The organism is Streptomyces sp. NPDC091412 (genome assembly GCF_044756885.1).
Lineage (GTDB): Bacteria > Actinomycetota > Actinomycetes > Streptomycetales > Streptomycetaceae > Streptomyces.
On the sequence record NZ_JBIVTV010000003.1, the window covers coordinates 125489 to 145090 of the forward strand.

Annotated in this window: 36 protein-coding genes; 28 read left to right on the top strand and 8 right to left on the bottom strand. The window is 69.9% G+C overall.

Annotation, left to right across the window (positions count from 1 at the left end):
- The first annotated feature begins 41 nt into the window (after nucleotides 1-41).
- From ACIQMV_RS08500 to ACIQMV_RS08520, 5 genes are all read left to right on the top strand, one after another.
- Complete coding sequence (locus ACIQMV_RS08500) at nucleotides 42-389, top strand: hypothetical protein (protein WP_402592027.1); 348 nt, start codon at nucleotides 42-44, stop codon at nucleotides 387-389.
- The gene (locus ACIQMV_RS08505; protein WP_402592028.1) at nucleotides 386-1384 is read left to right on the top strand and encodes a methyltransferase; all 999 of its coding nucleotides are present in this window, start codon (nucleotides 386-388) and stop codon (nucleotides 1382-1384) included. The genes ACIQMV_RS08500 and ACIQMV_RS08505 overlap by 4 nt, the downstream gene beginning before the upstream one ends.
- Nucleotides 1381-1674: a hypothetical protein gene (locus tag ACIQMV_RS08510; protein WP_402592029.1), complete on the top strand. Its 294-nt coding sequence runs from the start codon at nucleotides 1381-1383 to the stop codon at nucleotides 1672-1674. The genes ACIQMV_RS08505 and ACIQMV_RS08510 overlap by 4 nt, the downstream gene beginning before the upstream one ends.
- Nucleotides 1671-2087 (top strand): hypothetical protein, encoded by a 417-nt coding sequence (locus ACIQMV_RS08515; RefSeq protein ID WP_402592030.1) that lies wholly within the window; start codon nucleotides 1671-1673, stop codon nucleotides 2085-2087. Before ACIQMV_RS08510 ends, ACIQMV_RS08515 begins: the two co-directional genes overlap by 4 nt.
- Nucleotides 2088-2278: 191 nt before the next feature.
- Complete coding sequence (locus tag ACIQMV_RS08520; protein WP_402592031.1) at nucleotides 2279-2704, top strand: hypothetical protein; 426 nt, start codon at nucleotides 2279-2281, stop codon at nucleotides 2702-2704.
- Between the two features lie 66 nt (nucleotides 2705-2770).
- Here the strand turns inward: ACIQMV_RS08520 and ACIQMV_RS08525 are convergent, their stop codons facing one another.
- A complete protein-coding gene (locus ACIQMV_RS08525; protein WP_402592032.1) occupies nucleotides 2771-2998 on the bottom strand; it encodes a hypothetical protein in 228 nt (75 codons plus the stop codon).
- Nucleotides 2999-3174: 176 nt separating this feature from the next.
- Between ACIQMV_RS08525 and ACIQMV_RS08530 the strand changes: the two genes are divergently transcribed.
- The 8 genes from ACIQMV_RS08530 to ACIQMV_RS08565 all read left to right on the top strand — a co-directional run bounded on the left by ACIQMV_RS08530 (nucleotide 3175) and on the right by ACIQMV_RS08565 (nucleotide 8479).
- Nucleotides 3175-4146, top strand: coding sequence for a hypothetical protein (locus tag ACIQMV_RS08530; RefSeq protein ID WP_402592033.1), 972 nt, complete (start codon nucleotides 3175-3177; stop codon nucleotides 4144-4146).
- A complete protein-coding gene (locus ACIQMV_RS08535; RefSeq protein WP_402592034.1) occupies nucleotides 4127-4750 on the top strand; it encodes a DnaA ATPase domain-containing protein in 624 nt (207 codons plus the stop codon). Before ACIQMV_RS08530 ends, ACIQMV_RS08535 begins: the two co-directional genes overlap by 20 nt.
- On the top strand, nucleotides 4747-5109 hold the full coding sequence (locus ACIQMV_RS08540) for a hypothetical protein (protein ID WP_402592035.1): 363 nt from the start codon (nucleotides 4747-4749) through the stop codon (nucleotides 5107-5109). Before ACIQMV_RS08535 ends, ACIQMV_RS08540 begins: the two co-directional genes overlap by 4 nt.
- Nucleotides 5106-6470 carry a replicative DNA helicase gene (locus ACIQMV_RS08545; RefSeq protein WP_402592036.1) on the top strand — a complete coding sequence of 455 codons (1365 nt, stop codon included), beginning with the start codon at nucleotides 5106-5108 and terminating at the stop codon, nucleotides 6468-6470. The genes ACIQMV_RS08540 and ACIQMV_RS08545 overlap by 4 nt, the downstream gene beginning before the upstream one ends.
- 1 nt (nucleotide 6471) lies before the next feature.
- Nucleotides 6472-6744: a hypothetical protein gene (locus ACIQMV_RS08550; RefSeq protein WP_402592037.1), complete on the top strand. Its 273-nt coding sequence runs from the start codon at nucleotides 6472-6474 to the stop codon at nucleotides 6742-6744.
- Nucleotides 6741-7448, top strand: coding sequence for a DNA methylase (locus ACIQMV_RS08555; RefSeq protein ID WP_402592038.1), 708 nt, complete (start codon nucleotides 6741-6743; stop codon nucleotides 7446-7448). The genes ACIQMV_RS08550 and ACIQMV_RS08555 overlap by 4 nt, the downstream gene beginning before the upstream one ends.
- A 151-nt stretch (nucleotides 7449-7599) precedes the next feature.
- Nucleotides 7600-7968, top strand: a complete 369-nt coding sequence (locus tag ACIQMV_RS08560) for a hypothetical protein (protein WP_402592039.1) — start codon at nucleotides 7600-7602, stop codon at nucleotides 7966-7968.
- 73 nt (nucleotides 7969-8041) lie between these two features.
- Complete coding sequence (locus ACIQMV_RS08565; protein ID WP_402592040.1) at nucleotides 8042-8479, top strand: hypothetical protein; 438 nt, start codon at nucleotides 8042-8044, stop codon at nucleotides 8477-8479.
- Between the two features lie 501 nt (nucleotides 8480-8980).
- Here ACIQMV_RS08565 and ACIQMV_RS08570 read toward each other — a convergent pair.
- On the bottom strand, nucleotides 8981-9211 hold the full coding sequence (locus tag ACIQMV_RS08570) for a type II toxin-antitoxin system prevent-host-death family antitoxin (protein ID WP_402592041.1): 231 nt from the start codon (nucleotides 9209-9211) through the stop codon (nucleotides 8981-8983).
- On the opposite strand from ACIQMV_RS08570, the gene ACIQMV_RS08575 reads away from it, so the two are divergent.
- The 10 genes from ACIQMV_RS08575 (at nucleotide 9210) to ACIQMV_RS08620 (ending at nucleotide 15409) form a co-directional block, all read left to right on the top strand.
- Nucleotides 9210-9998, top strand: a complete 789-nt coding sequence (locus ACIQMV_RS08575) for a hypothetical protein (RefSeq protein ID WP_402592042.1) — start codon at nucleotides 9210-9212, stop codon at nucleotides 9996-9998. The genes ACIQMV_RS08570 and ACIQMV_RS08575 overlap by 2 nt on opposite strands.
- 29 nt (nucleotides 9999-10027) lie before the next feature.
- Nucleotides 10028-11254, top strand: coding sequence for a T4 RnlA family RNA ligase (locus ACIQMV_RS08580; RefSeq protein ID WP_402592043.1), 1227 nt, complete (start codon nucleotides 10028-10030; stop codon nucleotides 11252-11254).
- An 81-nt stretch (nucleotides 11255-11335) separates the two neighbouring features.
- A complete protein-coding gene (locus ACIQMV_RS08585) occupies nucleotides 11336-12481 on the top strand; it encodes a hypothetical protein (RefSeq protein WP_402592044.1) in 1146 nt (381 codons plus the stop codon).
- A complete protein-coding gene (locus ACIQMV_RS08590; RefSeq protein ID WP_402592045.1) occupies nucleotides 12478-12702 on the top strand; it encodes a hypothetical protein in 225 nt (74 codons plus the stop codon). The genes ACIQMV_RS08585 and ACIQMV_RS08590 overlap by 4 nt, the downstream gene beginning before the upstream one ends.
- Complete coding sequence (locus ACIQMV_RS08595) at nucleotides 12699-12968, top strand: hypothetical protein (RefSeq protein WP_402592046.1); 270 nt, start codon at nucleotides 12699-12701, stop codon at nucleotides 12966-12968. Before ACIQMV_RS08590 ends, ACIQMV_RS08595 begins: the two co-directional genes overlap by 4 nt.
- A gap of 72 nt (nucleotides 12969-13040) precedes the next feature.
- On the top strand, nucleotides 13041-13481 hold the full coding sequence (locus tag ACIQMV_RS08600) for a hypothetical protein (RefSeq protein ID WP_402592047.1): 441 nt from the start codon (nucleotides 13041-13043) through the stop codon (nucleotides 13479-13481).
- A complete protein-coding gene (locus ACIQMV_RS08605; RefSeq protein WP_402592048.1) occupies nucleotides 13478-13723 on the top strand; it encodes a hypothetical protein in 246 nt (81 codons plus the stop codon). Before ACIQMV_RS08600 ends, ACIQMV_RS08605 begins: the two co-directional genes overlap by 4 nt.
- Nucleotides 13720-14733, top strand: coding sequence for a hypothetical protein (locus ACIQMV_RS08610; RefSeq protein ID WP_402592049.1), 1014 nt, complete (start codon nucleotides 13720-13722; stop codon nucleotides 14731-14733). The genes ACIQMV_RS08605 and ACIQMV_RS08610 overlap by 4 nt, the downstream gene beginning before the upstream one ends.
- On the top strand, nucleotides 14730-15125 hold the full coding sequence (locus tag ACIQMV_RS08615) for an SLOG family protein (protein ID WP_402592050.1): 396 nt from the start codon (nucleotides 14730-14732) through the stop codon (nucleotides 15123-15125). Before ACIQMV_RS08610 ends, ACIQMV_RS08615 begins: the two co-directional genes overlap by 4 nt.
- A gap of 89 nt (nucleotides 15126-15214) precedes the next feature.
- Entirely contained in the window at nucleotides 15215-15409 is a 195-nt protein-coding gene (locus ACIQMV_RS08620; RefSeq protein ID WP_402592051.1) for a hypothetical protein, read from the top strand.
- A 22-nt stretch (nucleotides 15410-15431) separates the two neighbouring features.
- On the opposite strand, the gene ACIQMV_RS08625 is transcribed toward ACIQMV_RS08620, so the two are convergent.
- From ACIQMV_RS08625 to ACIQMV_RS08650, 6 genes are all read right to left on the bottom strand, one after another.
- Nucleotides 15432-15674, bottom strand: coding sequence for a hypothetical protein (locus tag ACIQMV_RS08625; RefSeq protein WP_402592052.1), 243 nt, complete (start codon nucleotides 15672-15674; stop codon nucleotides 15432-15434).
- Between the two features lie 135 nt (nucleotides 15675-15809).
- Nucleotides 15810-16001 (bottom strand): hypothetical protein, encoded by a 192-nt coding sequence (locus ACIQMV_RS08630; protein ID WP_402592053.1) that lies wholly within the window; start codon nucleotides 15999-16001, stop codon nucleotides 15810-15812.
- Nucleotides 16002-16013: 12 nt separating this feature from the next.
- The gene (locus ACIQMV_RS08635; protein ID WP_402592054.1) at nucleotides 16014-16373 is read right to left on the bottom strand and encodes a hypothetical protein; all 360 of its coding nucleotides are present in this window, start codon (nucleotides 16371-16373) and stop codon (nucleotides 16014-16016) included.
- 4 nt (nucleotides 16374-16377) lie between these two features.
- Entirely contained in the window at nucleotides 16378-16710 is a 333-nt protein-coding gene (locus tag ACIQMV_RS08640; RefSeq protein WP_402592055.1) for a hypothetical protein, read from the bottom strand.
- A 118-nt stretch (nucleotides 16711-16828) separates the two neighbouring features.
- Nucleotides 16829-17125: a hypothetical protein gene (locus ACIQMV_RS08645; RefSeq protein ID WP_402592056.1), complete on the bottom strand. Its 297-nt coding sequence runs from the start codon at nucleotides 17123-17125 to the stop codon at nucleotides 16829-16831.
- A gap of 97 nt (nucleotides 17126-17222) precedes the next feature.
- Entirely contained in the window at nucleotides 17223-17582 is a 360-nt protein-coding gene (locus ACIQMV_RS08650) for a GIY-YIG nuclease family protein (RefSeq protein WP_402592057.1), read from the bottom strand.
- Between the two features lie 188 nt (nucleotides 17583-17770).
- On the opposite strand from ACIQMV_RS08650, the gene ACIQMV_RS08655 reads away from it, so the two are divergent.
- From ACIQMV_RS08655 to ACIQMV_RS08675, 5 genes are all read left to right on the top strand, one after another.
- A complete protein-coding gene (locus ACIQMV_RS08655; protein WP_402592058.1) occupies nucleotides 17771-18523 on the top strand; it encodes a GntR family transcriptional regulator in 753 nt (250 codons plus the stop codon).
- 171 nt (nucleotides 18524-18694) lie between these two features.
- Nucleotides 18695-18931: a helix-turn-helix domain-containing protein gene (locus ACIQMV_RS08660; RefSeq protein ID WP_402592059.1), complete on the top strand. Its 237-nt coding sequence runs from the start codon at nucleotides 18695-18697 to the stop codon at nucleotides 18929-18931.
- Entirely contained in the window at nucleotides 18932-19228 is a 297-nt protein-coding gene (locus ACIQMV_RS08665; protein WP_402592060.1) for a hypothetical protein, read from the top strand.
- Nucleotides 19225-19428, top strand: coding sequence for a hypothetical protein (locus ACIQMV_RS08670; protein WP_402592061.1), 204 nt, complete (start codon nucleotides 19225-19227; stop codon nucleotides 19426-19428). Before ACIQMV_RS08665 ends, ACIQMV_RS08670 begins: the two co-directional genes overlap by 4 nt.
- A complete protein-coding gene (locus ACIQMV_RS08675) occupies nucleotides 19425-19562 on the top strand; it encodes a hypothetical protein (RefSeq protein ID WP_402592062.1) in 138 nt (45 codons plus the stop codon). Before ACIQMV_RS08670 ends, ACIQMV_RS08675 begins: the two co-directional genes overlap by 4 nt.
- Nucleotides 19563-19602 lie beyond the last annotated feature (40 nt).

A 19602-nucleotide genomic window follows, 5' to 3' on the forward strand; every position in this document is an offset into this window, starting at 1 on the left:
CCGTAATGCGGAGCTCCCCGGCACCACCCCAGGAGAACCCGATGACCGCCACCGTACAGCCCGCCCTCGACGGCAGCGTGCCGGAGCCGCGGAAGACGCAGACGCAGCGGCAGGCCGAGGACTACGAGACCTGGCTGGAGATCGTCTGGCCCAAGTTCATAGCCGCCGCGGCAACCGGCCGCACCTTCACCTGCTACGAGATCGCCGACCTCCACCAGCTCCCCGACCCGCCGAACCCGCAAGCGCATTGGGGCAGGTTGATGACCCTGCTGAAGGACGAGGGCTACGTGCGCACCGCCGGCTGGGCGGCCACCAGCCGGCCCACCGCCAACCACTCCGGGGTCAGGACCTGGCGCGGCACCGCCGCAGCACGGAGGGCCGCCGCGTGATGCTCACCGATGACGTCCTCACCGTGCTGCAGACCCGCACCGAAACCGACGGCACCCACCTCGTACTCACCGGACCGCGCATGACCCCGAAGCTGTACCAGCGCGTGAACGAGGTCCTCGAAGCGGTCGGCGGCCGGTGGACAACCAGCGTGCAGGCTCACGTGTTCCCCGTCGACGCCACCCAGGCGCTCGCCCCCGTACTCGCCACCGGGCAGGTGGTGACGCTGCGGGAGAAGCGACAACAGGCCCAGTTCTTCCCCACCCCCGCGGCCGTCGTCCAGCGGGTCATCGACCTGGCCGATCTGAAGCCCGGCATGGAGGTGCTTGAGCCGTCGGCCGGCTCCGGCGCCATCGCTACCGCGGCAGCCGAGCAGGGCGCGGTCGTGGACTGCATTGAGCAGGACCCCGGATACGCGGCCCTCCTCGCCGACGCCGGGCGCGCGCGCACCCTGACTGTCGCCGACTTCCTGTCTGTGCCCGCCGAGCCCCGCTACGACCGCGTGGTCATGAACCCGCCGTTCACCCGTGGCACCGACATGCAGCACGTAGAACACGCCCTCCGCTTCCTCAAGCCGGACGGGCTGCTGGTGTCGGTGATGTCGTGGACGGTGGCCGAGCACGGCCGGAATACCGCCAGCTTCCGGGCGCTGGTTGAAGCCCGTGGCGGCGCCGCCGAAGCCGTCGCCGAGAGGGCGTTCGCCGAGTCCGGCACCGACGTGGACACCGTCATCGTCACCATTCCCGCCACCCGACCCGCCGACGCTAAGCCCACTGCCTGGCCCGTGCGGGAGGCGCCGGAGAAGCCGGAGCCGGAGTTCCAGGACCCGGCGGAGATCGCCCGAGAGATCGCCGATCACCTGCGCGAGGCCACGAACATCATGGATGCCCTCGCCCGCGACCTGGCCAAGCCCGCCCCGAAGGCCGACGTCGACGTCGTCAACTTGCCCGCCCCGCGCGAAGAACAGCTCACCTTCGACCTCGGGGAGGCGTCGTGACCGACTCGTTCGCCCTGTACCTGGCCGCGGGCCGCACCGTTCACCCGGTCCTCGACACCGCCGTCTGGTTCGTGCTGTGGACCCTCCCCGGCTTCCTCTTCGTCACCGCCCTCTACGGGCTCGTCGGCGCCTGCCAGGCCCTCACCGCCGCCATCCGCCGGTACCGCACCCGCCGGCACGTGCCGCCCGCCGCCGACAACCAGCCCGGCACCAGCCACGAAGACCTCTGGCACTGCCGCCACATCTACGCCGCCAGCAACGACCAGCCCCGGAAGGAGGGCACCCCGTGATCGAAATGCGTGAACTCGCGCTCATCGGTAGCCGCGTCCGCGACCGGCGACCCCGCTTCATCCCGCCCGCCACCGAGGACCAATTCAGCACCGAACGGATCGACTGGTACGCCGTCGAACGCGCCATCAGCGGCGAAAACCCGCGCCCCCCACTGAACGAAGACGAACTCCGCGAAGCCGCCCTCTGGATGCGCCGCCACGATGTCCCCCGCGCCGCCGTCTCCACCCAACTCTGCCTCTACGAACGCCTCATCAAGGAGTGGGAAGCCGACGCTGGCATGCTCACCCCCGACCAACTGTGCACCCACGACGGCTGCCGCAAAGCCCGCTCCGGCCGCGGCCTGTGCACCAGCCACCTCACCGCAGACCGCCAGTGGCGGCAAGCCATCGCCAGCCTGGAGGTGGCCGCATGACCTGCGCGATCCACGACTGTGGCGGTGCCATCAAGGCACGCGGCCTGTGCAACAAGCACTACCTCCGCCTGACGCGTCACGGATCAACGACGGCTGGCGCAGCTGAGCGCAACAGGGACGGCGGCGCGCGAGAGGCGAAAGCCCGGCGCGCCGCACAAGCCGACACCGAGCCGGACTGTGGAGGTGGCTACATGAGCCGCGTCGCCATCGTGGAACTCCTGCACGCCGGCTACGGCAACAGGGCCATCGCCCGGCAAGTCCACGTCCGCCACCAGGCCATCGCCGCAATCCGCGCCGAACTCGGCCTGCCCCGCGCCACGCAACGCGTGCAGGCCAGCAGCCCCGAAGACCTGTTCTGGCGGCGCACCCAGCCGGTCGACGGCGGACACCTCGCCTGGACCGGCCACGTCAACAACACCGGCGTGCCCTGCGTGCACACCGTCGACGGCCTCCTCACCGCCTACCGGATCGCCTTCCGCATCCGCTACGGCCGCGAACCGGACGGCCGCGTCACCACCGGATGCGACCAGCCCGGCTGCGTCCACCCACGCCACGTCGAAGACCAGCCCATGCGCAACCAGTACGCGGCGATCTTCGGGGACGCCACCGCCGCCTAGCCGGCCAGCCCCAGACACGACAACAGCCCCGCCAAGGCGGGGCTGAGGAGGAGAGGAGAAGGGATGTCAGTCGTCGGACTCGGCCGACTTGCTGCGCTTGACCCTGACGACGCGCTTCTTCGGCTTGGGCGGCTCGATGCCGTTGGCCTTGCGCCAAGCGGTGACCTCGCGCACGACGTACATGCGGATGTCCGCGGCGCGAGCGATGCCCTTCTCCTCGCACAGCTGGCCGTAGTCCGCCCACACGTCGTCCTCAATGCGGACCATGCGGCCGGGCGTCCCCTTCGTCGTCATGTCGACAGCGTAGCCGACTGCGCACTGACTACACACCCCGCTCACCCGAACGGCTTGGCAAAGTGTGTGCCGAACGTGTTGCGGCTGACTATCCACCCCGAGATAGACTGGCGGCACGCCAACCGGCCAGAACAAGGCCCGTTCGAGCCTCCATGAGGGCTGTCCCAAAACCAGTCATGACCAGCAGCGACACCCCTCCCGAGAGAAGAGAAGTGATGGGCTACGAGCTCCGCCGCGAGATCCGCGAGGCGTTGGGCCCCAACGTCACCGGCCTCCAGCGCGCCGTCGCGCTCGAGATCGCCGATGACGCGCGGCACGACGCCGACGGGCGCCGGAGCAGGGTCTCGCTCAAAGACCTGGCCCGATGGACCGGCGCCAAGGACACCGCTGTTGTGCGCAACGCGCTCAAGCGCCTGGCCGAAGCCGGCTGGGAGTTCCGGGTTGCAATCGGCAAAGGCAAGGACGGGCGCATCCTCTACGCGACACCGGGCCACGCCATGGAGTTCCGCGTCCCGCACCCGTCAGAAGGAGCCACGGCTCACTCTGACGGAGCCGGCGCTCACTCTGCCGAGAACAACACAGAAGGAGCGGGGGCTCATTCAGAAGGAGCCACGGCTCACTCAGAAGGAGCGGGGGCTCATTCAGAAGGAGCCACGGCTACCCCCCCCTCACACACCACACCCCACACATCACCTTCTTCCGCTGACGCGGCCACCGAGCAGCAGCAGGGCGACAGTAACGAGAGCCAGCAGCAGGACGCAGCGGACGCCGCCGCCCCCCCTGCCGCTGCAAAGAAATCCGCGAAGAAGCCCCGCAGCAAACCGAGCGAGAAGAAGCCCAACCCGCACCAGGTGGCCGACGACTTGACCGCCGCCTTCTGGGAGCTGCACGGCAAGGGCCGCGCCCAGTCGTTCATCGCGGTCCGCAGCGTGATCCGCACCGCCATCGGCAACGGCGTCGAGCGCAACGACCTAGCTCGAGCCCTCGACCTCGTTGCCCGCGAAGGCCGGTCAATCTCCGGCGCAACCCTCGACATCGCCCTCGGCAAGATCCGCCGGCCCGGCGCCCAGAGTGGCCCGCCCACGGCCCCCCACGACACGAGTTCCATGACCAAAGAGGAGAAGAAGCGTGCACTCCGCATCGCCTGACGATGAGCTCAGCCCCCGCGAATCCTTCCTGTTGGAGCGGCAGTCGGTCGCGATCAACCAGTTCGACGAGCGGACCCCGGACATTTACCGCAAGCCGATTGAGCTGCCGCAGGAGGTGGCCGACTGGGTCGCCGGCTGGGGCGGCCGGAGCCTGTTTCTCACTGGCGCGATCGGTGTCGGGAAGACGCACACGGCGTGGAAGACGTGCCGTCGCTGGCTGGAGGCGCAGTACGGGCCGGGTCAGCCGTGGCAGGGCACTCCGATCATCAGGACGTTCCGGTCGACTGCCCTGTTCGATGCGCTGCGCCCGGACGCCCCCGACGGTGAGGGGCGGGCGTTGGTGAAGAAGCTGCAGCAGGTGGACCTGCTGTTCATCGACGACCTGGCTGCGGCGCGGGCGACGACGTGGACGCAGGAGCGGCTGTTCGAGATTTTCGACGAGCGGTACATCCGCCGCCGCCCCGTGATCATCACCTGCGATGTGCTGCCCAGCCAACTGTCCGAGGTGACGGGGCCGCGGGTGGCGTCCCGCCTGGCGGAGATGTGCGGGAACAGCATCGTCCTCCTCGAGGGCCCCGACCGCCGGCAGGGGAGGGCCGCGTGAAGCCGATCCCATCCGATGCCGAGCTGATGTTCATCGAGACCGTCGATACCGGCACGGTCCACATCGCTGTCCGATACAGCGCCCATGACATCGGTAGGAGCTCCTCGACGGACAGGGTCATTTCAGGTGGCGCGGCCTTTGTCGCGATGTCGATCACTCCGACCGTGACCCGCTGCGGCAAGCGAACTTTCCCGCAGTTCGAGCGAGACCACGTAAAGAACCCCCGCTTCGCAGACGAGCGACTGTGCCGCGCCTGCTACCGAACCCTCGCCCCGGAAGACCAGGAGCGCGCCTTCGAGCACGCCCAGCCGGGCGACGAGACCGACGAAGAGATCGACGAAGAGGAAGTCGCAGCATGACCACCGACATCGACGTGTGGGGCCCGGACGAGGCCTCCATGCCCACCCCGACCGGCAACGTGGAGGCGGAGCGGATCCTCGCCGCCACCGCCATGGCCGAGCCGGGCTGCGTCGACGACCTGTCCGTGAAGGGCTTCGACCCGGCGGACATCTCCGACGAGCGGTACCGCATGGTCTGGTACGCCGTCGAAGAGTTGGCGTCCACGCTCGAGGCGTCGGCGATCCGCTGGCAGGCCATCGCTCACCTGCTGCAGCGATGGAAGGCCGAAGGCCGCATGGTCGCCCGGCCGCTCACCGAGACCGAGTTGGGCGAGCTGTACGTGGCCGCGCACCCGGGCGCCGCCGAGTGGTGGGCGAACGAGGTCGCCCGCGAGGCAGTCCGCTCCCGGGCCCGCGCCGTGGGCACCAACATCCATGTCCGCAGCAACAACCCGGCGTTCGACCCGGACACTGACGTCGCTGCGATCCAGGCCGAGGTCGATGCGCTCATCCGCCCGGCCGGCGAGTCGAACGCGGCCGACTTCGGCGACCTGCTGCCCGCGGTCCTCGAGGCCGCGGTCACCCCGCCGAGCCTTGAGGACCGGGTGCCGACCGGGTTCATCGACCTCGACCACCTGCTGTCGGGCGGGTGGGCGCCGGGCCAGATGGTCGTCATCGGCGCTCGCCCCGCGATGGGCAAGACGACCGTGGCGGCAGGGTTCGCGCGGGCCGCGGCCCTCGCCAACGGCGTACCGACGGCGATCTGGTCGCTGGAGATGAGCCGGCACGACTTCGCCGTGTCGATCGCGTGCGGCGAGCTGCGCATCCCGGTGCACCACCTCAAGCGGGGCGAGGTGCAGAACGATGTGCTGGCGCGGGCCGCGGCGAAAGTTCCGGCGATGTCCAGCGCGCCGATGAAGATCGACGACAACCCGTACCTGACGCTGCCCGGCCTGCGAGCCCAGATCCGCAACCTGGTCCGCACGTTCGGACTGAAGGTCGCGGTCATCGACTACCTGCAGTTGATGCAGGCGCCGCCCGCCGAGTCCCGGCAGGTCGCCGTGTCGATCATCTCCCGCACGCTGAAGCTGATCGCCAAGGAGTTCGGCATCACGATCATCGTGCTCGCCCAGCTCAACCGCGGCAACGAGCAGCGCTCCGACAAGACCCCGATGGTGTCGGACCTCCGCGAGTCCGGATCGATTGAGCAGGACGCCGACATCGTGATCCTGCTGCACCGCGAGGACGCCTACGACCGCGAGAGCGCTCGAGCCGGCGAGGCCGACCTGATCGTCGGCAAGCACCGCGGCGGGCCGATGGCGACGATCACCGTCGGCGCCCAACTCCACTTTGCCCGATTCGTGGATATGGCGGCGACCTGAAATGACCGAGCCCAGCATCGAAGACATCGCGGCCATGCGCGAGGACGGCGACCTCCTGCCGTACCTGCTGTCCCTCGCCGGCCGCGCCCCCGCGAAGCCCAAGCCGACGCTCACCGCGGTGCCGGCCCCGGCGTACCGGATCGCGCACACCGGCGGCTGGCCCCTCGGCACCGCCCCCACCGGCCCCACCCCGCCCGCCGACGCGTGCACCTGCCCCCAGCACCAGCAGCCCGCCACCGTCATGCCCACAACGCACCAGGAAGGAGCAGCGTGAACCAGCTCCGTATCGCCAACGGCCTGCGCGTCCTCGCCGCCTACTGCGGTGTCGGCGGCTGTACCCGCGGCTACCAGAACGCCGGGTTCCACGTCACCGGCGTCGACATTGCACCTCAGCCTCGCTACTGCGGCGATGTCTTCCACCAGGGAGACGCCGTCGAGTTCATCCGTGAGCACGGCCACGAGTACGACCTCATCCACGCAGGGCCGCCCTGCCAGCACGACTGCACGCTGACCGCGGGCACCAACGCCGGGAAGTTCACCTACCCGGACCTGATGGAGCCCACCCGGGAAGCGCTGGCCGCGACCGGCCGGCCCTACGTGATCGAGAACCCGCCCGGCCGGGCCGCGAAGAAGATGCGAGTCGACGTCACCCTGTGCGGCGAGATGTTCGGCCTCGCCGTCATCCGGCACCGCAATTTCGAACTCGGCGGCTGGACCATGCCGGAGCCCACACACCTCAAGCACCGAGGCCGGGTCGCCGGCATGCGGCACGGGGTCTGGTACGAGGGCCCGTACTTCGCCGTCTACGGCGAGGGTGGCGGCAAGGGCACGGTCGCCCAGTGGCAGCAGGCCATGGGGATCGACTGGACGGACGTCCGCAAGGAGATCGCCGAGGCGATCCCGCCCGCCTACGCCGAGGCGATCGGACTCGCCTTCGCCGCCCAGTACGCCAGCCGCGACGGCGAGGTGGCCGCGTGAACCCCTGCCCACCACCCCTCGCCGCAGCCCTCATCCGAGCCGGCACCGCCCCCACCGCCCCGACCCCGGACGCGCACACCTGCCCCGGCTGCACGCGCACAACCGTCCCGAACACCCGCGGCCACGCCGCATAAACCCGAAGGAGAACCCGATGAACACCGCAACCCGCATCGCTAACTGCCGCGTCTGCGTCACCCCGATCGGCTGGATCGAATGCCCGACCGGCGGCTGGTGGGCGCACAGCCAGCACCCGGCCGACGGCCACGACGCTGTCCCCGGCGCCTGGGAGGACGGCGACCCGCTGATGGAAGCGATCGCGGCTGCCGTCTGGGAGCACTGCAATCCGCAGGGCACCAGCGTCGTCGTCGACGACCCGCGCAACATCGCGGCCACCGCCGCAGCCGTAGCCCGGACGCTGATCGCGGACGAGGTCGTCGAGTGGAGCGGCCAGCAGATCGGCGTACACGTCCCGACGGTCGACGCCATCGCCGCGCAGATCAACCCGCGCCCAACCCCGTGAATGCCGCAGCCGGGGCGTGCTCAACCCACGCCCCGGCCTGGCCCGAAGACTACCGACCCACCTGGAGGACCCGATGAACCCCCGCACGAACACCCCGGACCGGATCAACCCCGACGGCTCCCGCACGATCCGCATGAAGCGCTGCTGCAACGGCTGCGGCGAGAAGCTCGGCGACGTCGACAACCGCGACGTGGACGAGCACGGCAACCTCACCGACGTCCGCGTCGAGTGCGACCACTGCCGCCCGCTCGTCGAGGCGGAGGCTGCGGGCTGCCGCACCTGGGAGCTGCTGCCCCGGAACATCGCCACCGTCGCCGATCAGATCGACCGTCTGCGTCCGTGGGTGTTCACCAAGGGCTACTGGCAGGACGTCGACGGCAAGCTGCAGTGCGTCGGCCTGCGCATCGGTGAGGGCGAGACCCGCGTCGTCGCGTTCTACGGCGACTGGATCATCCGGCACCCCGACGGCGGCTTCACCGTCCACAAGGCGCTCGCGGAGACCGCCCGGTGAGGAGGGACCGGTGTGCGTTTGGGTCGCGTGCCTGCCCGCCAGGAGGCGCGAGAGCGGGGCTGGACGCCTCTGTGCGGCACGCGGGGGCGTTCCGTGCCCCTCTGTCGGGTCCGACCCCCTGTTCGGCCGTCTCAGGCCCGCCCAGCCGTTCCGCCTCGGCGGGTGCCTCGTGACCGCCAGGTGTGCCGGCTGTGGGCGGGCGTTGAAGCGCCCGTCCCCGACCGGCTACGGCCCGGTCTGCGCCCGGCGCCTGCACGGCCCGCCCGCACGCCAACCCCGACCCGCACCGCCGCCCGACCTCGGCCGCCCGGTCCCGCCTATGCCAGGCCAGACCGCCCTACCCCTGACCGACCACCAACCGACCCTTTGGAGCCTCTGATGACCATTCTCGACGAGCTGATCCCGTCCGACGTCCTCGCGACCGTGCTCGCCGATGGCCACGTCGCGCGCCGCACCCACCCGACGCTGCCGCTGTCGATCTACACGTACACGCGGACCGCCCTACCCCGCCTCTCCCGCGTCGGTTTGGTCGGCCGCCTCGGCGATGGGGAGCGGGACGACAGCAGCGACGCGGCGCCCCCGGCTGGTGATGTACGTGATCTGGCCGCGCGCCGATGCGGCGTTGAGGACGTCGGCGAACTGGCGGCGGGCGTCGGCGACGGACATTTCTTCGGAGCGTTCAGTCATGACATCAGCGTACTGACATGACCTTTCACGTACACTGATGTACATGAATGCACATGAGGGGGGAGCGGGAATGAGGCACGGGATATTCGCCGAGCAGGCTCCGGAGAGCCACTGGCTTGCTGGTCTTGTCGCGGCAGACGGAAGCGTGAAAGGCGATCGCGCGTGGACGTTGTCGCAGTCCGGCGATGAAGGCCGCGCCACCATCGAGCGCGTCCGGACTCTCACTGGCCACCGACTCACCGTGTCCGAGAGGACGCCTCTCCGTGGGAGAACAGCGCATGTGATCTACGTGCCGTCCCGGCAGATGGTGGCCGACCTCCAGCGCCAATACGGCATCGGGCCTCGGAAGACGCTGACCTACACCTGGCCCGGCCTGAATGGCGCAGCCGCAGCGGACTTCCTGGCGGGCTACATCGACGGCGACGGCTGCGTGGGCGAGTACCGGACGCCCAAAGGCGAGCCGTTCCTGCACATCTCCTTCGTCGGCACCACCGAGTTCATGGCCAACGCGGTCACTGCCATCCCCGCCGACGGCAAGCTGCACCGCCTCAGCCAATGCAAGAACCTCGCCGAGGTTCGCTACTCCGGACGGCACGCATGGGCGGCTGGCGCGTGGCTCTACGCCTCGCCAACCGCCCAAGAGTCGAGGAAGTACCGCGCCTACGAGGCACACGTAACGACTGCTCGCCCCGCCTGGAAGGTGATGGCCGAACGCCGCGAACGCGTGCGTCAGGCGCTCGACTCCGGGCTCAGCCTGCGAGCCACAGCAGCCGCGACCGGTGAGCACCTCGGGACCGTGTGCGCCTGGAAGAAGCAGTTCACCGAGCGCTGACCGCTCGTCCACGGAATGGAGAACAGCCCATGACTGACACCGAAACTGGCCTCGCGCTCGGAGATCTCGTCTCCCTCGATGACCTTGCTGCGGCCATCGAGGCGGGGCACATCACACGGAGGCAGCACCCGACGCTTCCCTTGTCGATTCTCACGTACACCAGGACCTGCCAGTACGGGCGTCACTGGAACCCGGCCACGATCGCCTGCCGAGGCCTGATCGTGGAAGACGACACGAACAAGGTGATCGCCTGGCCGTTCCCGAAATTCTTTGGCGTCCTTGAGCACGACCTGGGCCACGACTACGCGCCGCCGCTTCCGGATGGCGAGCCGTTCGAGGTGTACGACAAGGTCGACGGCTCCCTCGGGATCGTGTTCTGGTACGCGGGCCGCTGGCGGGTCGCGTCTAAGGGCTCGTTCGTCAGTGAGCAGGCGAAGTGGGCGCAGGCTTGGGTCGACGATCACGACACCGCCTGGCTCATCCCCGGCACCACGTACCTTGCCGAGATCGTCTACCCGGAGAACCGGATCGTTGTCGACTACCACGGCCGCCGCGACCTCGTCCTGCTCGCCGCCTACGACATCACCGGCCGGGAGCTTCGCCTGCCCTACGTCACCGACGACTGGAAGCCGATCGGCACGGTCGTGAAGACGTGGGGCAAACTCCCCCTGCCCAAGCTGGTGGAGCTCGCCGCAGCGAACCAGACGCCCGACGGCCGGCCCGCCTCCGGCATGGACGCCGAGGGCTACGTCATCCGCTTCACCGAGTCCGGTATCCGTGCCAAGGCCAAGCTGTCCGAGTACGTCCGCCTCCACAAGGTGCTCACCGGGATCACCGAGCGGGACATCTGGCGCATGCTCGGCACCCGCAAGTTCGCCGACCAGCCAGCCAAGCAAGTTGCTAAGAGTCTGGGTTGCCCGGTGTCCGAGCTGGGTGCGCTCGGGCGCGGCCGTGACCCGCTCGACGCGCTGCTGGAGACCGTGCCCGACGAGTTCGACGCCTGGGTTCGTTCCGTGGCCGCAAGGCTGGAGGAACAGGTCGCCGTGCTTGGCGAGCGGGCGGCCGAGGAGTACGCGGCGATCGCCCACCTTGCCGGGGACCGTGGCGAGTTCGCCCGCGCGGTGCAGCGCATCGACGGGCAGGCCATGCGTGCCTGCATGTTCCTCATGCTCGACGGTCGGCCGACGGGGCTGCACCTGTGGCGCGCGATCAAGCCCGAAGCGTCCGCCCCGTTCGTCGCCGACGACGAGACCTGACCCACCCCCACGTCCGGTCGCCTGCTGCGCCTGTCAGCGGGCGACCGGCCACCCCGATCCGATCACACCCGAAGGAGCCCCATGACCACCCACATCTGTGACCTCTCTCCGTCCAGCGAGGGCGCGGAGTCTGCCCGTGAGCTGCTGTGGCGGCACGGCCTGCCCGAGGACATCATCGACGGCGCGCTCTGCCTGCACGCGCAGGAGTTGGTCGCTGTCCAGCGCGCCCACGTTGCCTCCCACGGCCTGATCTACACCGGTGCCGTCGGTGAGGTCATCGACCTGATCGACCCGACGTGCAACGAAGACCAGCCCGCCATCGAGCAGCCGCCCGCCGCCCGGGCCGACGCCGTGCGCGACGACCTGCTGCACGCGATCGACTTCGCCTACTGCAACGGGCTCGGCTACGGCACGCCGGAGGAGCTGCTGGCCGCCTACGACGCGACCCGGACGGGCGTGGACCGGTCCGCGCTCCGCGACCGCATCGCCGCCGCTCTGGTCCGCTACGACTGGAACGCTGGCCTCTCTGGCCGGGACACCCCGAGCGAGCATCACTACGGCGAGGCCGACGCGGTGCTGGCCGTGCTGCCAGAGCCCGCCGACCGGGCCGCCGTCCTCCGCGAGGCATACGAGATCGCCCACGCCGAGGGCATGAGGCTGAACGCCCTGGAGGCCGAAATCGGCGTCGGCCCCTACCGCGGAGCGCTCGCCGTCGCCCACCTGCTACGCAAGGTCATCTCCGACACGCAGCAGGCGCACCAAATGGCCGACGAGACGGCAGCCACCGAGACACCTGGCAAGTCCTGTGCACACTGCGGTCAGCCCATCAGCCGCGTGATCGGCACCCTCACCGCGTGGTGGGTCCACGCCCCGGGCGGCAACACCGTCTGCAACCCGGAGCAGGCGGCGAGCAGCCCCCGAGCCACACCCAAGGTCGCCGCCGAGGCGCAGCAGGACGGAGCGCAGCCGCGTCGCCGGTGCGCACACACCGACGTCGTCTACGGCCGTTGCATCCGATTCCTCGACAACCACGAAGGCGAGTGCGATTACGAGCACCAGCCACCCGCTGTGCTCCACGCCATTCCGCTGCCCGGCTCGAACGGTATCAGCGCTTGCTGTGGACGACCGCCCTGCGAGTTCATCGGCGAGCGCGTCACCCGCAACCCCGACGAGGTCACCTGCACCGGGCCCACCGCCGAGTCCCGGCAGGACGGGAGCACGTCGTGACCGCCTACCCGATCGGTGTCGAGGTCTCCTGCGACGGACCCGACGAGCAGACCGACTGCCCCGAGAGCGCAGCGATCCGCGCCAGCTTCAATTCGAGGACTGCCCGGCAGGTGCGCGCTGACGGCCGAGTCGACGGCTGGACCACCCGGCGCGGCCCCGGCCGCCTTCGTGACGTATGCCCGATCTGCTCCGGGGCGCCCCAGGACGGAGTCCGCCCGTGAGCGCCGAACTCCTCACCGAAGCCATAAACGCCGCGGTCACGCTCGGCTGGGCTCTCGCCGCCTGGATAGCCGTCCTCGCCGCGGTCGCCACCCTCGCCATCCTCGGCACGGCCGCACTCCTCGCGACCGCCGCACGCGCCCTGTGGCGGCGCCGCACGCGCCCCTCCTGGGCCTGCGGACGCCTCCGGGCCCGAATCCACGCCTACACCCGCACCAGGCGCTCTCAGGGACGTACAGCCGAACTCGACTACCGGGAAGCCGCCTGACCTGGCGCGCCCTGCTCGGCCACGGCCGGGCAGGGCGCGCCCTCCACACCCCACCCACCGAAAGGCCACCCAGTGACCGACGCCGACCGCATCCGAACCTGGCTCGACAACCTCACCCCAGCCGCCGCCCCGTTCATACTCCGCCGACACCACGACGTCACCGGCGTCAGCGGCACCGGCATCGTCGCCGACGGCGCCCTCTTCCCCGCCGCCGGCAAGAGCGTCGCCGTCGTCCGCTGGCGCGGCGAACGCGGCTCCACCGTCATCTGGGACAACCTCGCCCACGTCAAGGAGATCCACGGCCACGACGGCAGCACCGTCATCGAACTCGTCCCCGTCTGCGACCTGATCGCCGCGCTGAAAGCCGTGATGGCCATCGCCCCCGCCAGCCACCGGGGCCGAGGCGACGCGGACGTCGTGGACGGCTGGAACGACGCGCTCGGCGAGGTCCACACCGCGATCCTCGATGCGATCGAGGAGCTGGCGCACCCGGACGGCGGTGAGCAGCAGTGACCTATCTCCTCACCGCACTCCTTGCCGCCGCAGCCGGCTGGTGCTGGGGCCACTCCACCGCACGCATCCGCCACGTGCCCATCGGCGCGCCGGCCCAGGCCGACGAAGCCGCGCTCCAAGCCCAACTCGCCGACATCGCAGCCCGCTGGGAACACGGCCACACCGAACTCACCGACGGCTGCACCCTCTGCACCGCGGAGTACGCCGAAGCCTTCGACCTGATCCACAAAGGACAGCAGTGACCGACCGGATCCCGCTCGACAACCTCACCAGCGACCAACTCGACACCCTCTACGCCGACCTCGACCGGTACGAGGAAGTCGTCGGCGAGCTGAACGAGACCAACATCGAACTCGCGCAGAGGGCGGGGCGCGCCGAGGCTGCCGTCGCCCGCGTGCGCAAGGCGACCACGCGCAGCTTCATGGCCGGGCCGAACGCCGTCGACGTCGTCCGCGTCACCGACATCCACACCGCACTCACCGAGCCCAAGTCGCAGCCGCCGGCCGAGCACATCCGCGGCAGAGCCAACACCGAAGACTGCCCCACCTGCAGCGCGTCCCCCTCCCCGCCGCCGTACCCGTTCATCTGCCCCGGCTACAGCAAGCCGGACCAGCCGACCGAGGCGGAGCAGTTCGCTGCCACCATCCACGACTGGCAGACGACCGCCAACCGCGTCCGCGAAGCCATCGACACGCCAGCCGACACCTGCCGCCCGGTCGACATCGACGGCGACACGATCCGCGTCCACGGCACCAGCGAGATGACCGAGGAGGACCGGGCGATGTTCGCGGAGGTCGTCCGCGCGGCCAAGCAGCGGTACGCCAGCGAGCACCCGGAGGACGCCGAACAGTCGGAGGCCTGCGAGCACTGCAAGCACCCCGCCGACTGGCACGACCCGCACGAAGGGTGCGTGGGACCCAACGGGATCGGCGGTATCGGCTCAGGCGACTGCACCTGCACCCGCAGCCCCGAAAACGCACTCCGCCCCCTCGACGACGAGCCCGCCCCGCCCGAGCCGGCGCCCGACGAGCCGACCGCGCCCGGCCCGGATCCGCGGCAGCCTGCCTACGATGCCGTGTTCGCGTACCTGCGGCGTCTCGGCGACCGGATGCCCGCCGACCCCAACCACCGCAACGCGATCATCTGGCGGGCCGTACACGAGGCGCTCGACGCCACCCCGGTCGGACGGTGCGTGTCCTCCCACTGCATCGAAGGGGATCACGTCCTCGAGGTGAAGGAGGCGCAGCAGTGACCTCGCCCTACCGGGTCCTCGTCACCGGCAGCCGTGACTGGCACGACGACCGCGCCGTCTGGCACGCCATCGCCGTCACCATCCTCGAGCAGGCCCCCGCCGCTACGCCGGTCGTGGTCGTCCACGGCGCTTGCCCGCACGGCGCCGACGCCCACGCCTCAGCCTGGGCCCATCTCGCCCGCGCCGACGGCCGCCGCCCCGTCGCCGAGGAACGCCACCCCGCCGACTGGCAGCAGCACGGCAAGGCCGCAGGGTTCCGCCGCAACGCCGAGATGGTCGCGCTCGGCGCCGACGTCTGCCTCGCGTTCATTCGCAACGGCAGCCGCGGCGCCAGCCACACCGCCGCACTCGCCGAACAGGCAGGCATCCCCGTCAGGCGCTATACGGCCTGATCCCTGCGCACCACCGACCTCAACAGAACAGCAACACAAGCCAGGCCCCCGCCGGTTGGCGGGGGCCTTTCGCGTACCTGGAGACCTGTATGACCGATATCGCAAGCACGCCTTCCAGCCTCGCCATGATCCTCTGCTGGCTACTGGCAGCGCTCACGCTTACAGCAGTGACCCTCATCGCTGGCCTGCTGGGCATGGCCGTGTTCAAGACGTCCGACCGCGCCGGGGTGGCAGCCTGCCTACGCGCCATCGCCGAGATCATCCGCGCGCTACGGAGCAGGTGAACGTGGCAGCCGGGCTCCTCGCCTACGCGGCTTCCTCTACGGCCGGTTTCCGCCCGCCGAGGACTTGCCTCACCCAGCCGGGTGACAGCCGCATTCGTGCCGCCATCTCCTCGGCCGGTATCCCGCGCCGGTGCGCCTCCCGCAGTGCCGCGTTCCGGTGGGCCTGGAGCCGCTCCGTCGCCGCCCGGCCCGCGACCGTCCGATGCAGCACCACCGCCGCGTGCAGCAGCAGCCGGCCGACCGCGTCATCCAACCTGCTCGCCATGTCGTCCCCCTGTCGCCTGTGCGTTACCCCGCCTGCGGTTCACGGTCGGCGGACCGGCGGGGTGGGGCAAGAGCGCGAACACGCCGAAGCGCCCCCGCTCGGAACGTCTCCGAGCGGGGGCGCTTCCACGTGCCGTCACTTCTCCAGGAGCCTCCTGAGCTCCCAGGCGCCGACAGGCGCGATGGCGAGGAACGCCAGGCACGCCACGCCGAAGCGCTCCCAACTGAGGTCGCCGCCATTGCCGGTCAGGGCGATGGCCGCGAAGACGCCGAGCCCGACGGCGACCGGGACGAAGAAGCTGATGTTCGTGCGAGCAGAGCTTTCCATGGCGGTCTCCTCTTAGCGCTTGCCGAGCCAGTTGCGGACGGTCATCCGGTCGACGCCCACCTGCTTGGCGAACCCGGCCTCAGTGCGGGACCCGGTGGAGATGAGCATGAGGGCGGCCTGACGCAGACCGGCGAGGGCCTGGAGCTCTGCTGCGCGGGCGTCCGCGCGCTGCTGGGCGAGTTCACCGATGACCTCGTCCTGCACGAGGAGGATGCGGTAGGCCGTGGACAGGGCGGCGTCGCGCTCGGGCTGGTTGTCCGGGTCGGGGTAGCGCTCTTGGATCTCGTCTGCCTGGGCGAGGAGTTCGGCGAGCTGCTCGCCGGTCAAGCCGTGGTCGTCGCCGAGCCAGGCTTCGAGTTCGTGCATCTGCATGGGGTCAGTCCTCCAGGGTGTCGCAGGCGTAGCAGTCGCAGGGGTAGGGGTCGACGGTCTCGCCGCCGACGGCCTCGGCGAAGGCGTTGCCCTCGGGGGTGCGGTGGGCGGCCGGCGCGTGGAAGATGTCCATCTGGGTGGCGGCGGTCTCGTAGAGGGTGCGGGCGTGGCCCTCGCTGCGGTGGTCCTGGTTGACCCAGATGTTCATGATCTCGTGGCGGTCGGTGGAGACGTACAGCTCGGCGATGAGGGTGCCGTCGCTGTTGCGGGTTTCCCAGATGTGGTTGCTGCTGCCGTCGCCGTAGTAGTCGCCGGTGCGGCTGGTGATCGTCAGCATGGTGGTCCCCTCTGGGAGCGCCCCTCGCTCCACCTGTAGACCAGACTACAGATGCGTTGTAGTCCTGTCTACAGGAAACGCCCGGCCCCACGAAGGAGCCGGGCGCAGCATCGTGCGGTCAGGCGCGCGTCACCTCGAGCGGCGCCGGCACCGGCGGAGCCTCCAACCCCAGCCCCTGCGCGAGGAGCATCCGGGCCGCAGTGTCACGCTCCAGCCACGACCGGCCGGACGGCATCGACAGGACCCGCGAGCCGTCACCGCGCTCGACGAACGCGCCGACGAACGTCGGGTCGGTGATGCGGGAGTCGACGAGCTGGACGTCCAAGGCGTTCAGCAGGTGGGGGAGCGGGGCGTCGAGGAGATCCACGGGCGCCTTCCGCTGCTGGGGAAGTGCGCAGCCCTGCGCTACAGTCATGGCTGTACTCCGATTCCTTGGTGGGGTTGGTGATCAGCGGACTGGCATCCGCTGGTGGTGAGAACAGGCCGGGCGTTCCAGCGCCCGGCCGTTCGCGTTATTCGGCGTCGCAGATGACGTAGCGCCAGTACCACTCGGGGATGGATTGGCGGGTCGCCGGAACGTTGTCCTCGGTTCCCCGAAGGTCCTCGTTCTGCAACTCGCGCCGCCGGTCGCCGTTGAAGTTGCGGTTGTAGACCGGGCTCTCTTCCTCGACCTCGATCTTCTCGACGCGTTCTGCGCTCTTGCGCGTTTCGAACCACTCGATGGTCTTGCGAGCCACCTCAGGCCACCAGCGCTTGTCGCGGGCGTGGGCCCGCCAGCGCACCTTCGGGTTGGTCGTGATGCCGACATAGAGCAGCCGATCTTCGGCGTCGTAGAGGCGGTAGAGCGCGGTGCGCTCGGGCGGTTCAGACATGCTGCCTCCATGCCCTGGAAGGCGTAGCGCCTCAGGGCTTCGGGGTGTGTTCGGGTGCACACTCACGGTGCCCTAACTCCTTCGAAGGAGTCAAGCGGTTGTGCGGACTGTGCGGAATTCGCCCAGTTCGCAGGCGCTCTAGAGCAACGGCTAGCATCTTCGAAGGAGCACCTACACAAGGAGGACCATTGGCACCACGCAAGGGGGAGCCAGGGCGGTTCGTATCCAAAGAGCTAGCCGCCGAGTTCCGTGCCCAGATCCAATCGGGCGCGCTGGCCCCTGGCGAGCGGCTGCCCAGTGAGGCTGCGATGAAGGAGGAGCGCGGGCTGTCCAATGCGACGGTTCGGGCGGCCTATGAGCAGCTCAAGGCGGAAGGGCTCGCCGCCAGCAAGCACGGCAAGGGCGTCTACGTCCTCGACCCCAAGAAGCTCATTCGTAACGCCCAGCGCCGTTTCGCCCGCAGCGTCCGCGAGTCCGGCCAGTCCATCCAGAGCGTGGACTTCGAAGGCCGCGTCCCGGATGTGCAGGTAGATGTGGACGTGGTGGCTTCCGCTCCAGGGCGTGTGACGGAGCTGCTCGGCAGCGGGCGGATATGCCGCCGCCGCCGGCTCTTCTCGCTCGATGGCAGGAAGCTGCAGCTTGCTACCTCCTACCTCCCCGCTGAACTCGCCGCCGAGGCTGGCGTGGATCAGGTCAACACCGGACCTGGCGGGATGTACGAGCGGTTGGCGGAAGTGGGGCGGCGTCCCGTGAAGGCGCGGGAGCGGGTGTACGGGCGCGTTGCCATGCCTGAGGAGGTCGAAGCCTTGGAAGTCAGTCCGGGGATGGCGGTCTTCCTGATCGAGCGAGTTGCCTATGACGAGGGCGGTCGCGTGGTGGAGGTCAACGAGATGATCCTTGATGCGACGAAGTACGTCCTGGAGTACGAGTTCGACCTCTGAACTGCTGCTCTTTAAGCCCCCGCAGGGACCCTGCGGGGGCTTTTTTGTGCTCTCGCGACCCTGCGAACTCAGTTGACTCAGCGAGCTTGACGACTCCTTCGAAGGAGTGTCATGGTGGTCCATGTCAGCTCCTTCGAAGGAGTTCGCCTATAGCCCACCCATGGAGTTCGCGTGACTACCGATCACCCCACCCCGGGTTCGCCGCCATCCGACGAACTGCTCACCGCCCGGCAGGTTGCCGAGCGCCTGGGCGTCCACGTCGCCACCGTCTACCGCCTCGCCGAACTCGGCCGCCTGAAGGCCATGCGACTCGGCTCCGGCGAGAAGCGGCGTCGCGGGTTCCGCTGCTGGGCGTCGTCCGTCGACGCGTACCTCTGTGAGTCCGAGATCGCCACGGAGGTGGCCTGAATGTCCAGTACCACCGCAACCCCCGCCCCCACCGCCCCGCTTCCGTCGTCGTCGCTGCTGGCGATGCGCCGCCTGGACCTCGCGCTCACCCTGCCGGTCTCCCCGGCCGTGGTGCGCGCGGTCACCGAGTACGAGACGGCGGCCGTGCACGCCAAGGACTTGGCCGCGGTCGCCGAGTCGGGCCGCATGTCGGACCTGGACGCGGACTCTCTGGCCGCCGCCGAGGACCTGATGGCCGGCGCCCGCGAGACCCTGACCGCCGCCGGCTGGCTCGAGCTGATCGAGGCTGTGTCGTGAGCGCGGAGTTGGAGCGTCTGACTGCGGCGCAGGCCAAGGCGGACGAGGTGATCGGCTCCGTGACGGAGATGCTGGACGGCGGCCCGCTGCTGCGGGTGTCCGTCACCGACGTGGCCACCGGGCAGCGCCTCGCGACCGGCTTCGTCACCTACCAGCCCGCCGGTAGCCGGCACCTCCACCTCGTGGGGGAGGCGTCGTGACCCCCGCCGATCAGGGCCAGGCCGCGAAGGCGCTCGCCGAGATGACCCGGCAGCACATGAAGGCGGCGAAGCAGGCCGCCGAGGCTGCCGCCGCCGCGGAGGCCGCCCGACTGGCTGCCACCCAGCAGCAGTGACCCCCTATCCGCCGTGGGCGGCGCGGATGTCCCGCGGCCC

What these genes read in the sequence shown, in the direction of transcription:
- ACIQMV_RS08500 (WP_402592027.1), top strand. Translation starts at nt 42, where the DNA reads ATGACCGCCACCGTACAGCCCGCCCTCGACGGCAGCGTGCCGGAGCCG.
- ACIQMV_RS08520 (WP_402592031.1), top strand. Translation starts at nt 2,279, where the DNA reads ATGAGCCGCGTCGCCATCGTGGAACTCCTGCACGCCGGCTACGGCAAC.
- ACIQMV_RS08525 (WP_402592032.1), bottom strand. Translation starts at nt 2,998, where the DNA reads ATGACGACGAAGGGGACGCCCGGCCGCATGGTCCGCATTGAGGACGAC.
- ACIQMV_RS08530 (WP_402592033.1), top strand. Translation starts at nt 3,175, where the DNA reads ATGACCAGCAGCGACACCCCTCCCGAGAGAAGAGAAGTGATGGGCTAC.
- ACIQMV_RS08545 (WP_402592036.1), top strand. Translation starts at nt 5,106, where the DNA reads ATGACCACCGACATCGACGTGTGGGGCCCGGACGAGGCCTCCATGCCC.
- ACIQMV_RS08550 (WP_402592037.1), top strand. Translation starts at nt 6,472, where the DNA reads ATGACCGAGCCCAGCATCGAAGACATCGCGGCCATGCGCGAGGACGGC.
- ACIQMV_RS08560 (WP_402592039.1), top strand. Translation starts at nt 7,600, where the DNA reads ATGAACACCGCAACCCGCATCGCTAACTGCCGCGTCTGCGTCACCCCG.
- ACIQMV_RS08565 (WP_402592040.1), top strand. Translation starts at nt 8,042, where the DNA reads ATGAACCCCCGCACGAACACCCCGGACCGGATCAACCCCGACGGCTCC.
- ACIQMV_RS08575 (WP_402592042.1), top strand. Translation starts at nt 9,210, where the DNA reads ATGAATGCACATGAGGGGGGAGCGGGAATGAGGCACGGGATATTCGCC.
- ACIQMV_RS08570 (WP_402592041.1), bottom strand. Translation starts at nt 9,211, where the DNA reads ATGTACATCAGTGTACGTGAAAGGTCATGTCAGTACGCTGATGTCATG.
- ACIQMV_RS08580 (WP_402592043.1), top strand. Translation starts at nt 10,028, where the DNA reads ATGACTGACACCGAAACTGGCCTCGCGCTCGGAGATCTCGTCTCCCTC.
- ACIQMV_RS08585 (WP_402592044.1), top strand. Translation starts at nt 11,336, where the DNA reads ATGACCACCCACATCTGTGACCTCTCTCCGTCCAGCGAGGGCGCGGAG.
- ACIQMV_RS08620 (WP_402592051.1), top strand. Translation starts at nt 15,215, where the DNA reads ATGACCGATATCGCAAGCACGCCTTCCAGCCTCGCCATGATCCTCTGC.
- ACIQMV_RS08625 (WP_402592052.1), bottom strand. Translation starts at nt 15,674, where the DNA reads ATGGCGAGCAGGTTGGATGACGCGGTCGGCCGGCTGCTGCTGCACGCG.
- ACIQMV_RS08630 (WP_402592053.1), bottom strand. Translation starts at nt 16,001, where the DNA reads ATGGAAAGCTCTGCTCGCACGAACATCAGCTTCTTCGTCCCGGTCGCC.
- ACIQMV_RS08635 (WP_402592054.1), bottom strand. Translation starts at nt 16,373, where the DNA reads ATGCAGATGCACGAACTCGAAGCCTGGCTCGGCGACGACCACGGCTTG.
- ACIQMV_RS08640 (WP_402592055.1), bottom strand. Translation starts at nt 16,710, where the DNA reads ATGCTGACGATCACCAGCCGCACCGGCGACTACTACGGCGACGGCAGC.
- ACIQMV_RS08645 (WP_402592056.1), bottom strand. Translation starts at nt 17,125, where the DNA reads ATGACTGTAGCGCAGGGCTGCGCACTTCCCCAGCAGCGGAAGGCGCCC.
- ACIQMV_RS08650 (WP_402592057.1), bottom strand. Translation starts at nt 17,582, where the DNA reads ATGTCTGAACCGCCCGAGCGCACCGCGCTCTACCGCCTCTACGACGCC.
- ACIQMV_RS08665 (WP_402592060.1), top strand. Translation starts at nt 18,932, where the DNA reads ATGTCCAGTACCACCGCAACCCCCGCCCCCACCGCCCCGCTTCCGTCG.